11 protein-coding genes are annotated in these 12158 nt (G+C 30.1%); 2 read left to right on the forward strand and 9 right to left on the reverse strand.

Going from position 1 to position 12158, the window contains the following annotated elements; genetic code table 11:
- Positions 1 to 3: 3 nt before the first annotated feature.
- From RR561_RS07995 to truA, 3 genes are all read right to left on the reverse strand, one after another.
- Positions 4 to 942, reverse strand: a complete 939-nt coding sequence (locus RR561_RS07995; protein WP_332507212.1) for a D-2-hydroxyacid dehydrogenase — start codon at positions 940 to 942, stop codon at positions 4 to 6.
- Positions 943 to 1271: 329 nt separating this feature from the next.
- Positions 1272 to 2345, reverse strand: coding sequence for a pyridoxal-phosphate-dependent aminotransferase family protein (locus RR561_RS08000; protein ID WP_332507213.1), 1074 nt, complete (start codon positions 2343 to 2345; stop codon positions 1272 to 1274).
- 447 nt (positions 2346 to 2792) lie between these two features.
- On the reverse strand, positions 2793 to 3533 hold the full coding sequence (gene truA / locus RR561_RS08005; protein ID WP_332507215.1) for a tRNA pseudouridine(38-40) synthase TruA: 741 nt from the start codon (positions 3531 to 3533) through the stop codon (positions 2793 to 2795).
- A 571-nt stretch (positions 3534 to 4104) separates the two neighbouring features.
- Here truA and aroE point away from each other — a divergent pair.
- Together aroE and RR561_RS08015 are read left to right on the forward strand one after the other, a co-directional pair.
- A complete protein-coding gene (aroE, locus tag RR561_RS08010) occupies positions 4105 to 5409 on the forward strand; it encodes a shikimate dehydrogenase (protein ID WP_332507217.1) in 1305 nt (434 codons plus the stop codon).
- Positions 5410 to 5454: 45 nt separating this feature from the next.
- Positions 5455 to 6393 (forward strand): DMT family transporter, encoded by a 939-nt coding sequence (locus tag RR561_RS08015; protein WP_332507219.1) that lies wholly within the window; start codon positions 5455 to 5457, stop codon positions 6391 to 6393.
- Positions 6394 to 6448: 55 nt separating this feature from the next.
- Here the strand turns inward: RR561_RS08015 and RR561_RS08020 are convergent, their stop codons facing one another.
- From RR561_RS08020 to RR561_RS08045, 6 genes are all read right to left on the reverse strand, one after another.
- Positions 6449 to 6718: a chorismate mutase gene (locus RR561_RS08020; RefSeq protein WP_332507221.1), complete on the reverse strand. Its 270-nt coding sequence runs from the start codon at positions 6716 to 6718 to the stop codon at positions 6449 to 6451.
- A 146-nt stretch (positions 6719 to 6864) separates the two neighbouring features.
- Entirely contained in the window at positions 6865 to 7965 is a 1101-nt protein-coding gene (gene aroC, locus RR561_RS08025; RefSeq protein ID WP_332507223.1) for a chorismate synthase, read from the reverse strand.
- Positions 7946 to 9418 (reverse strand): 3-phosphoshikimate 1-carboxyvinyltransferase, encoded by a 1473-nt coding sequence (gene aroA / locus RR561_RS08030; RefSeq protein WP_332507225.1) that lies wholly within the window; start codon positions 9416 to 9418, stop codon positions 7946 to 7948. Before aroA ends, aroC begins: the two co-directional genes overlap by 20 nt.
- 130 nt (positions 9419 to 9548) lie before the next feature.
- The gene (gene aroB, locus RR561_RS08035) at positions 9549 to 10613 is read right to left on the reverse strand and encodes a 3-dehydroquinate synthase (RefSeq protein WP_332507227.1); all 1065 of its coding nucleotides are present in this window, start codon (positions 10611 to 10613) and stop codon (positions 9549 to 9551) included.
- Positions 10614 to 10717: 104 nt separating this feature from the next.
- Positions 10718 to 11407 carry an SdpI family protein gene (locus tag RR561_RS08040; protein ID WP_332507229.1) on the reverse strand — a complete coding sequence of 230 codons (690 nt, stop codon included), beginning with the start codon at positions 11405 to 11407 and terminating at the stop codon, positions 10718 to 10720.
- Between the two features lie 214 nt (positions 11408 to 11621).
- A partial coding sequence (locus tag RR561_RS08045) for a methylated-DNA--[protein]-cysteine S-methyltransferase (RefSeq protein ID WP_332507230.1) occupies positions 11622 to 12158 on the reverse strand: 537 nt, incomplete at its 5' end.

A 12158-nucleotide genomic window follows, 5' to 3' on the forward strand; every position in this document is an offset into this window, starting at 1 on the left:
TTCTTAACATCCTGAAGCATTTATAAGTATACATCCAAAATGATCTATTACTATGTCTGCTATCTCAATACCTATTCTTTCCTGTGCTTCTTTTGTAGATGCACCTATATGAGGTGTTACTGTCACCCTTGGGTGATTTAATAATTCTTGAATAGGTTTTGGCTCATTTTCAAAGCAATCAATAGCTGCACCAGCTATTTCATCATTGTTTATTGCTTCTAGTAATTCCTCTTCTTGAACTATACCTCCCCTTGCGCAGTTGATAAAAAATGCGGTATTTTTCATTTTTTCAAACACATCTTTATTGAACATATATTTCGTATCCTCAGTTAGTGGAGTGTGTACCGTTATATAATCTGCCTTTTCTATAATTTCTTCAAATTTAGCAAATTTAAAGCCTTCCTTAGCATCAATATGCTCTACAATGTCATTATACATAACATTCATACCAAGATTGTGAGCTTTTTCTGCCAAACTTCTAGCTATATTCCCAAATCCAATAAGGCCCAAAGTCTTTCCATGAATCTCTGTTCCCTTTAGATTTTTCTTTGCCCATATGCCATCTTGAAGTGTAAGATTAGCTACTTTTACATTTCTAGCAAGAACCAACATCTCACATAATACCAATTCTGCTACTGCATTTGAGCTTGCACAAGGTGTATTTTTAACCTGTATTCCATGCTCTCTTGCATAGTCTACATCTATATTGTCTAGACCAACTCCCCCTCTAACAACCAGTTTTAAATTACCAGTTTTAAGGGCTTCATCTATTATATTTTTTCTTATTTTTGTTGCTGATCTCACAATTATCACATCAACTTCTTTTATTTTATCCTTCAGCTCTTCTTCAGGGTAGAATTTTTCTTCTACTTCAAACCCCTGATTTAACAACATCTTTATCGCATTTTTATCCATACCATCTGTAATCAATATCTTCTTCATTATTATTTCCTCCGTCAAACATTCATCGTTTTAATATATTTTTTTCACTAAATTTTGTCACTTTTAGTATTTATTCTTGTTTCTTTGTGTTTTTAAAATTGAATAGTATTTTAATATTTGAATTCAGATTTAAATATTTGTACAAAATCTCCATTATTTCAAGATTTTCATACTAGTATTCGGATTTATATTCATTTCTGATTGATTTTATGAAAAAAGTCAATTTTAATGAACTGTGAATATATTTAAATTCATTTTATTCAATATTCCATTAATTTAATTTGTTTTTATTAGTTATTAAATACTTTTTTCCAAAAAATCAAATAAATTTATTTGAAATCTAAAATTTCGTCAATAGTATCTAATAAATATTGAATATCTTCAATCTGGTAGTCGCCCATATGTGATATTCTAAATGTTTTTTCTTTTAAATCACCATAACCGTTGGCAATTTGCATTCCTTTTTCTTGTAATTTTGAATTTAGCTGTGAAATGTTTATATTTTGTGTATTTTCTATGACTGTTAATGTATTTGACAAATGTTTTTGATCAGTGAATAATTTGAAGTGTTTTTCGGCCCATGATCTGACTAAATTAGCCATGTCTTCATGTCTTTGGAATCTATTGTCCAAGCCTTCTTCTAAGATATTGTCTAGCTGATAATCTAATGCGTACATGTGAGATATTGAAGGTGTTGAAGGATATTGATAATTTTTCTTTTTGAGATACTTATAAATATCTAGTAAGTCTAAGTATGTACCTCTGAATTCTACTGTTTCGGCTCTTTGGATTGCCCTTTGAGAGAATGTACAAATTGCCATTCCTGGAGGTAGTCCAAGTGCCTTTTGAGTTGATGTTATGAGAATATCTATTCCCAGCTTATCTGTCTCAATTTTTACTCCACCTGCTGAACTGACTGCATCCACACAAAATATTACGTCTGGATATTTCTCTACTACTCTTGCAATCTCAGCTATTGGATTTGTTATCCCAGTAGATGTTTCATTATGTTGAACTGTTATCAAATCATAATCACCAGTTGATAGTATTTCATCAACCATTTCTGGAGTTATTGCCTTTCCCATATCCACTTTGTACAGATCAGCTTTGACATTATTTGCCACTGCCATCTTATACCATCTGTCTCCGAATGCACCACAGGAGCACACAGCTGCCTTCTTGGATGTGCAGGATCTTATAGCACCTTCCATTAGGCCAGAGCCGGAGGATGTGGATAGAAGTACTTCCTCTTGTGTATATAATAATGTTTGTAATTTTTCGCTTATGCCCTTTTGAAGTGCACTAGCATCTTTCCCTCTGTGTCCTATCATTGGTGTCGCCATTCTTTGAAGAATATCTTCGCGGACATCAATTGGACCAGGTATAAACAACTTCCTAGTCATTTTGGGACCTCCTTTTCATAATTTTTTATATTTACCCTTATAAAATTTGATTTATAAAGGTCATCTCAATTTGACCATTTCAATCTTAAAGTTTCTTTAATTCAACTATTAAAATCTCGTTATTGATATTAATAAAATAAATATTTTTTTCATATATTAAATAAGTTCATAAAACAATATGGCAAAATTGAAATTATATATATTCTACCCCTTAAAATATGATGTGTCAAGAATTTTTTGATAATTTTAAATAATAATTTCACCAAAGCATAATCCTTCATATAGTCAATATAAAACTTATAAATGAGATTTTCGATTTAAATAAAGATAAAGGTTAAAATTTACAACTATATATACTAGTGTCCACTTTAACCTTTATTATTTTTTACATAATTTATATTTTTTTATAGCTTCTATACTTGATAATATCTAATTTTCTTTGCTAATTTAATAGTCTACACTCTTTAGAAATAATCCTTGCGCTGGGGCTGTATGTCCAGCTCTTTCTCTCTCACCTGACTTTATTATTTCATCCAAGCTTTCTGTTATTTTACCTTTACCTATATCTACAAGGGTTCCTGCAATAATTCTAACCATATTATACAAAAATCCGCTTCCCTCTATTTCTATTACAATGAGCTCGCCCTCTTCATATATCTCTGCTTTATATATCTTTCTAACGCTTGTTTTAACTGATGAACCTGTACTCATAAATCCACGAAAATCATGCTCACCTTCTAAATCCTTTATATTTTTTTTCATTTTTTCTATGTCCAATTTCTTTCTTACATGATACGATATATCACTATAAAATGGATTCCTAAGCTTCGAAGGATATATTAAATACTTATATGTTTTTCTATGTGCTAGATATCTAGAATGAAATTCCATATCTACTTCTTGAGCGTCTACTATGGAAATATCATCTGGAAGATATCTATTAATAATTTCTGGATATTTTTCTAGAGGAATGTTGCTGTCTACAATGAAATTAGCTACTTGAGCCATAGCATGAACTCCCGCATCTGTTCTACCTGATCCTATTATCTCTATATTTTTCTGATTAAACGCTTTTTCACAGGCGTGTTCTAGTTCACCTTGAATTCCACGTGTGTTATTTTGTTTTTGCCAACCGCGAAAATTTGTCCCCTTATAGGACACAATTAACTTTATATTCTTTTTGCTCATATCTTTTCCCTTCTAAATAGATTTTAATCACTCATAGTATATGATTACTTACTCTACATATATTATTTGCCAGCGCTTAATAGTAATCTATACAAATTCTTTAATATTATACACTAAAAAAGCATTTTTTTTTACTGATTTTTATAAAAAAGATATTTTTTTATTAGATCCATATTTTTATAACACAATGTTATCCCAAAAGCTTTAATATTTACTCTAAATCTGATATTATTTATATAGAACATATTATTTATATAATTAGATATTTTAAGCCATTTTTTTAATTTTCAGAATTCAAAAAGCTTTTTTATTAAATATTTTTGTATATTATCATTATTTATATTTATTTATTACTGTCTATTTAAAATGATATTTTCTGTTTATTTTAATCAAAATTGTTCAATACTTACTTAGGAAAACTGCTTTGATTAAGGCTATCTTATATTAAGATTTTTAACTATACTTTTTGCTAAGATTGATTATATTTTTTGCTAGGATCATAGATAACTCATTTAAAATATTATGAGTGATAGATTTTTCATGCAAAAAATACTTATTAAGGAGGTTATTTATGAAACATTACGGCTTGTTTGGTGAACATCTTTCTCACTCAAAATCACCAGAGATTCAGCAATTTATCTATAATTTAATAGGGTTTGATGCTGATTATTCTATATATGAATTTGAGAAAAATAATATTCAAAAATATATTGATATGATTAGAGATAATAAGATCAATGGGGCTAATGTAACTATTCCTTATAAAAAAGATATTCTACCCTATATTGATATATTGGACGAAAAAGCTAAAGATATTGGAGCTATTAATACAATTTTTGCTAAAGATAATATTCTATATGGATATAACACTGATTATTATGGAATTTCAAAGACCTTAGAAAGTTATTTACCTATCGAAAATAAAGATTACTTGATTTTGGGTTATGGAGGTGCAAGTCAGCCCCTAATACATTTTCTTGCAGATAATAGGGCAAAAAATATCTATATAGCCAGTAGAGACCCCAAAAGATACAATGATTTTAAAATAAATGCCGCCAATGTTCATTTTATAGATTATAAAAATATAAAAAACTTATGTGGTGAAATAATATTTAATACTACTCCTTTAGGAATGTTTCCTAATGTAGATTCCTGCCCTGTAGATGAAGATCTTTTGAAAAATTTTAAAGTGGCTATCGATTTTATATATAATCCCGTCACTACAAAATTTCTTTCTTCTGCAAAAAACTTAGGACTTAAGACTCAAAATGGTCTTAAAATGCTCGTTTATCAAGCAATTGAATCTATTCAAATTTGGAGTGGAAAAAAAATTAATGAATCCATACAAAGAGATATCTACATGCATTTTAGATCTCAACTTTACACTGAAGAGAAAATTTATTTAGTTGGCCTTCCAGCTTCTGGAAAGACTACTTTTGCTAAAGTATTAGCTGATTATCTGGGTTATAATTTTTTAGATTTGGACCAATATATAGAAAACTCTATTAATATGAGCGTTTCTGATATTTTTGAAAAATATGGTGAAGATCGATTTAGACAAATTGAGAGTCAGGCTCTAAAAGATACTTGCAACATGAAAAATACTGTCATAGCAACTGGTGGCGGTATCGTAGAAAAAGAAGAAAATAGGAAATTCCTCAAAGGTTTCGACAATGTATTTTATCTTAAAAGAGATATTAAAGATATATTGGATACTGTGAACCTTGATGAACGCCCTATTTTGAGAAATTCTCCTGAAAAATTATACACATTATATAAGAAAAGGCATTCTTTTTATGAGGATGTATCTAATCATATTTTAAATAATAACTCTACATTGAACAAATTGCTTTTGGATGCAATCTTTTGTTTTTAATATAGAAATAAACTAATAATATTTTACATTTTGAGGAGGCAAAATATGAGTGAAGCAGAAAAGAAAAAAAGAGGTGTCTTGATGATGATCTTTGCTACTTTATTCTGGGGTTTTATGGGAATATCCAATAGATACCTAAATGAAGTCAATTTTCAACCGATAGATATCGCATTTACAAGATCGATTATTGGGGCTATACTTACCACAATATTTTTATTAATTACAAATCGTTCAGCCTTTAAGGTTAGCTTTAAGGGTTTGATGTTTTGTGCTTTATACGGAATTATAAACTATTCTATAGGTATATCACTTTACAGCTTGTCTGTTGAGAGAATACCGATTGGTGTGGCTACCGTTTTGATGTTTTCAAATCCAATTTGGGTCACACTTTTAAACTACATATTTTTTAAGGAAAAAATCAGCTTTAAAAAGATGATTGTTATACTTACTTGTATATTTGGATGTATGTGTATCATAGATATATTCTCTACAGGTGGTCAAAACCTAGATTTAATCGGTATTATAGCAGGTGTTTTGGATGGTGTTACTTTTGCACTTCAGATTGTTATGCCTAGATTTGTTGAAAAAACTATTTCAAAAGATTCAATTTTACTATATGGATTTTGGAGTTCAGCAATATGTTTAATATTCTTTGCAGATATCCCTAGACTTGCTTCTGGTATCATTAACTCTCCAAACCCTATGTTCTACTTTGGAAATGTTTTATCTATAGGTATTTTATCTACATTCGTTGCAAATACATTCTATGTAAATTCTACCAAATATATTGGTACTTCTCTACCTAGTATGATGGTTGCCCTTGAACCAACTTTTGCAACTATACTTGCATTTTTTATATTTGGAGAAAGTATGAAGCCAATTCAAATATTAGGTACTCTTATAGTTATAGGTTCAGTTATGGCTCTTGAGTTAAACTTTGAAAAAATAACTAATAGATTAAAAAAGGGTTCCTTGGCACAATAAGTATATACTTTGAGTAAATTAATAAAACACTGATGTTTTCATCAGTGTTTTTCTTTTACTTTATCGTATCAAATTGAAGCTTTTTAGATATTTCCATTATTTTCTTTATGTAATCTACTGCGTATTCTTCATAGTTTTTATTGTGAAGATCAGCTATACATTTTTTTAATATATCTAATTCTCTGTCTTGATGAAAAATATCCATCTCGTGGTCTTTTTTGTATTCGGCTACCAGGCAAGCCATATCCATTCTTTTTTCAAATAATACAATTAATTCTTTATCGATAGAATCTATCTCATCTCTGTACTTTAATAAAACGTCCATCTTATTGCTCCTAATCAACTCATAATTATTGCTTTTACCGACTTTTACCCAATATTAAGACGGTAAATTATTATAAAACATAGCGCCCCTAATTCTATTAATTATATCTATAATAACACAAATTTTTTTAACGTCAAGATAATTTTTTACCATTTGATTTCACTTCCATCGACTAATAGGCAGTCTAATATACTAATCGCCGCACAAGCCTCTACTACTGGTATCACACGTGGAATTATAATCGGATCATGTCTTCCTTTTAATTCAAAGTCTTGATTAGATTTAGTTTTCAAATTAATGCTTCTTTGCTTTTTTGATATAGAAGATGGAGCTTTGATAGCAAGTGTGAATACTATGGGCATACCATTTGATATACCACCATTAATTCCCCCATTATGATTGGTTCTTGTCCTTACTTTATCATCCAAATCATAATAAAATTCATCATTTGCTTGAGATCCCAACATCTTGCTCATATCAAATCCGCTGCCAAACTCTATACCCTTTACTGCAGGAATAGAAAACATTAGACTCGATATCACCGATTCAATTGATTCAAAGAAAGGGTCCCCTACTCCTGCCTTTAGTCCAACCACTGAACACTCCACAGTTCCTCCCAAAGAATCTCCCTCTTCTTTTGCTTCAATAATCTTTCTATGTATTATTTCTCTTTTACTTTTATTTAGGAGGGGAAGAGATTCTTTCTTGAGTCTTTTAAAGACCTCCTTATTTAAAGTTTCTTCAGAAAACTTTTCATCCTTTATATTTTTTACGCTCGCTATATGTGAAGATATATATATATCTTTTTCTTCTAGTATTTGTTTGGCGATTGCTCCAACAAATACTAGTGGCGCAGTTATTCTTCCTGAAAAATGTCCACTGCCCCTATAGTCATTAAATCCTTTATATTTTTCTCTTGAAGAGTAATCTGCATGTCCAGGTCTCATTATATCCCTTACTTGTGAGTAATCATTTGAGCGATGATCTTTATTTTTTATTATCATAGTCAAAGGAGCACCTGTTGCCCTACCTTCAAATATTCCACTAATTATCTCTGGAGAATCACTTTCTCTCCTCGCTGTAGATATGTCATTGCGTCCAGGAGCCCTTCTATCCATCTCTTCAATAATACTATCCATATCGATTTTTGTTCCGCTTGGAACACCGTCCAAGACTATTCCTATATGACTACCATGTGATTCTCCAAATATAGTGATTTTAAATTTTCTACCCCAAGTCGCACTCATAGATACCTCCTAATTTTTTATATTTTTCCCAAAAATCTGGAAAAGATTTTGACACTGAATCAGCATTTTTTATAATTATCTCTTCCTTACAAACACTGGCAGCTATCGCCAACATCATAGCGATTCTATGGTCTTTGTGGCTGTCTACAACTACATTTCCCTCCAATTCTTTAACTCCATTTATTTCTATATAATCCTCTCCCGACCTTATATCTGCACCCAACTTTTCCAATTCACTACAAACTGATTCTATCCTATCTGATTCTTTTATTCTCAGTCTAGATATATTTTTTATGATTGTTTTTCCACTGCTAAGAGATGCTAAAAGTGCAACTATTGGGACAATATCTGGCACATCGCTTCCATCAAAAGAATATGCTTTTCTATTTTCTTCTCTTACTATAAGTTTTTTGCCATACTCTTTTTTATCATTGTGTTTGTCTTTAACTGACAACTTTTTTTTATTTATAGCTTTTCCTTCAGAGGAAAAGTTTTTAGTATCTGTAATTTTTTCCTTGCTAGACAATTTCTTTTCATCTGATTCATCTAAAAACCTAACATTCGCACCAAATTTTCGAACTATGTCTAAAATTTTTCTGTCTCCTTGAAGGGATTCTTCAAAAACACCCGTTAGATCAACTTCATTTCCAAGTGCATTTGCTACAGCAAAAAATGCTGCCTGTGAATAATCACCTTCTACATAACTATCTCTAGAGGCATATTTTTGATTCCCAGCTACTTTGAAAGTCTTATAGTTAATATTTTCTACTTTTATGTTGTATTTAGAAAGGCAATCTATTGTTAGGTCTACATATGATTTTGATTCAAGCTTATTTTTTATAATAATTTCGCTATCATGATCTAGAAGTGCTAGTAAAAACATCATTCCGGATATAAACTGCGAACTAACCCTTCCATCCATATAAAATTTATCAGATTTAAATATCTTTCCACCTTCAATTGATATACTCTCTTGATCTTTACTATAAGAAATTCCCTCTCTATCAAATATTTCAAAATATGGATCCATTGGTCTTTTTAAAAGTCTTCCCTCTGCTTTTATTTGAAAATTTTTATTAAACATCGTCAATATAGGTAGTAAGAACCTAATAGTAGAACCTGATTCTCTACAATTTATTTTTACTTTTTCTCGCCCAGCTTCACTAACTCGTCCTTTACGTATCTCACTGGCTGCATCCCTACTGCCATCCAATAAATCAATTTTATCACCTATCCCATATACCTTTATACTATCTTTACCCATATCAAACTTCGCTCCAAGAGCCTTCATTGCATCAATACTTGCAAGTATATCTTGAGAATATGCTATGTTTGAAATCTCACTCACCCCATTTGCAAGAGAGGCACATATTATATGTCTATGAGCCATGCTTTTTGATGGTGGTAATTTTAATTTTCCGCTTAACTTTGACGGAGTTATCTTTATATCCAAATTAAAATCCTCCCTCTATTATATTATTTTATTTAATCAAACTCATCTTCTTAAACAAGTTCTTCTTTATAATAATCAAAAAAAGATTACCAGTGATTCACTGGTAATCTTTATTATATAATAAATTCTATTATTCCACAAAAAAATCTGTTTTTGCCTTTATTATTTTTCCATGACCTATCTTATCTACTATTATCAAATTTAAATCTTCTCCAAAATTTTTCTTGTCTTTGCTTATATAACCTAATAATTCTTTATTTTTTACTTCATCGCTAATTGGAAGTCCATAGTGCTTCATTATTGATCTTACTTCTATCAAAATTTTCTCATCTACCATTTTGTTTTTATATGCACATTCTGTTATTCTAGACATTCCTATCGCAACCGCTTCTCCATGAAGATATTTTTTAAACTTATAGTGAGCTTCTATTGCGTGACCTAATGTATGTCCAAAGTTGAGTAACATTCTATCACCACGATCAAACTCATCTTTTTGAACAATTTCTTTCTTTATGCTACAACACATATAAATAATTTCATCCAGAGAATCTAGTAACTGTTCTCTACTAGTGATCTCTGTCAACATTTCAAATAGACTTCTATCCTTTATTAGAGCATATTTAATTACCTCTGCCATTCCATTTGTCAAATTTCTATTGTCGAGAGTCTTTAGTACTTCACTATCTATTATTACTAAAGAAGGACTGTAAAAGCTTCCCACTAAGTTCTTACCCTGAGGCAAATCTATTGCTGTTTTACCACCAACACTGCTATCTACTTGTGCTAATAATGTTGTAGGTATCTGAATATATTCTATTCCTCTAAGATACGTTGCTGCTGCAAATCCAGCCAAGTCTCCTACAACTCCTCCACCTAGTGTTACTATCATATCACTCCTAGTAATTCCTACTTCTACCATCTCTGAATATATTCCCGCAAGAGTCAATATATTCTTTGTATCTTCTCCAGGATTTATAACATATTTAAAAACATCAAATCCAACGTCTTCCAAATTTGATTTGAGAGTATCTCCATATATTTTATCCACGTTACTATCTGTTACAATAAACATCTTTCTTACCGAAAGATGTTTATTGTCTAGCATCTCAACTATTAATTTTCCAGCAGATGCTAGAATTCCATTTTCTATGATTATATTATAATCAGAAAACTTCGATTTTACATTCAATCTCATGTTCTCACCTTCTACCCAATCTATTTAAAATTTACAGCAATAAATAAACTATCATAGCTTACTAGACGCAGTGATAGTTTTATTTATTTAATTGTTCTTTGTTATTAATATTTTTTAGCAATAATATGTGCATACACTATACATATTATAGATGGAACTATCGCACACAATAATATCGCAACTATAGCTTTTACACCTCTCAAAAATGGTATACCTATAAACAATATCACTCCTGTTATGATAAATACCCTAGCAGAAAACTTTTGAGTCAAATCCCAAGTTTTTTCATTTTTCATACTAGAATCTGTTCTAATACCAAACACGTTATTTATTTCAGTCTTAGGTAAAGATCTTCCTATTACAATAAAAATTAAAGCAATCATCATACCCACTAGAGTAGTTATGTTGATTTTCATTTTACTTAAATCTTCTACACCCATAACACTGGTGTATATGATATAAAACGTTAACACATTAAGCATCAATACTAGAACTAATCTAAAACGTTCTATCACCTTTTGATTGGATTTTCCTCTATTTTTAAACACAGGATCGTTTGAAATTGACCTTTCAATCAATTTCATTATTATGCTTAATATTATTATGCTTATTGGTAGAATCAATATTTCATACTTACTGGCAAATCGATCTGCTATTCCATCAATATTGTAGTGCATTGCTATCATATCAGGCATAAAACTCAAAGCTACTATTGATACCACTATAGGTAATATCGTAAGAAAATCAGTTAGTTTTCTTAATATATTTCTATCCTCTTTTTTATTTATTGACATATAAATCACCTTATTTCTAAGTGTCTTTTCTACAAGTACCGAACTTATAATTCAACTCTTTTCTAGTAATATATTAATATCAAAATAGCTCCTAAAATAATTTCTAATTCACCCTTTTACCGATATTTTTTTATTTCTTCCGAACATTAGTATATTATATTAAGTGTAATTGCTAAATATAAGTTTGTCAACAGATAAAAAACCTAGTTAAAATCTATATATTTGCTTTTTCTAAATTTATCAGATTTTTCTTTATATCTAAACCTCCTGCATAACCAACAAGATCACCATTTTTGCCTACTACTCTGTGGCATGGTACTATAATAACTATTGGATTTTTATTGTTAGCCATTCCAACTGCCCTTGCAGCTTTTGGGTTTTGAATGTCTTTGGCAATGTCTCCATAGGACACTATTTCTCCATAACTGGTATCAATCAATTTTTTCCATACCGATTTTTGAAATTCTGTTCCATTTAATTTTATCGGTATATCAAATTCTTTTCTAACTCCTTCAAAATACTCTTTTATTTCTTCTGCAGTTTCTTTTATTAGATCTGTTTCTACAATTTCTCCATCTATATTTTTGATACTTTTAAAAAATACATCTGTTATAAAATCGCCTTCCTGCGCTATACCTATTACACCAATTGGAAATTCATAATAATATAAACTCTTCATAACATCACCTCTTAAAGATACTCTATATACTCTATATACTCTATATACTCTATATACTCTATATACTCTATA

Source organism: Peptostreptococcus sp. (assembly GCF_036639115.1).
Classification (GTDB): Bacteria; Bacillota; Clostridia; order Peptostreptococcales; family Peptostreptococcaceae; genus Peptostreptococcus.

What these genes read in the sequence shown, in the direction of transcription:
- RR561_RS07995 (WP_332507212.1), bottom strand. Translation starts at nt 942, where the DNA reads ATGAAGAAGATATTGATTACAGATGGTATGGATAAAAATGCGATAAAG.
- RR561_RS08000 (WP_332507213.1), bottom strand. Translation starts at nt 2,345, where the DNA reads ATGACTAGGAAGTTGTTTATACCTGGTCCAATTGATGTCCGCGAAGAT.
- truA (WP_332507215.1), bottom strand. Translation starts at nt 3,533, where the DNA reads ATGAGCAAAAAGAATATAAAGTTAATTGTGTCCTATAAGGGGACAAAT.
- aroE (WP_332507217.1), top strand. Translation starts at nt 4,105, where the DNA reads ATGAAACATTACGGCTTGTTTGGTGAACATCTTTCTCACTCAAAATCA.
- RR561_RS08015 (WP_332507219.1), top strand. Translation starts at nt 5,455, where the DNA reads ATGAGTGAAGCAGAAAAGAAAAAAAGAGGTGTCTTGATGATGATCTTT.
- RR561_RS08020 (WP_332507221.1), bottom strand. Translation starts at nt 6,718, where the DNA reads ATGGACGTTTTATTAAAGTACAGAGATGAGATAGATTCTATCGATAAA.
- aroC (WP_332507223.1), bottom strand. Translation starts at nt 7,965, where the DNA reads ATGAGTGCGACTTGGGGTAGAAAATTTAAAATCACTATATTTGGAGAA.
- aroB (WP_332507227.1), bottom strand. Translation starts at nt 10,613, where the DNA reads ATGAGATTGAATGTAAAATCGAAGTTTTCTGATTATAATATAATCATA.
- RR561_RS08040 (WP_332507229.1), bottom strand. Translation starts at nt 11,407, where the DNA reads ATGTCAATAAATAAAAAAGAGGATAGAAATATATTAAGAAAACTAACT.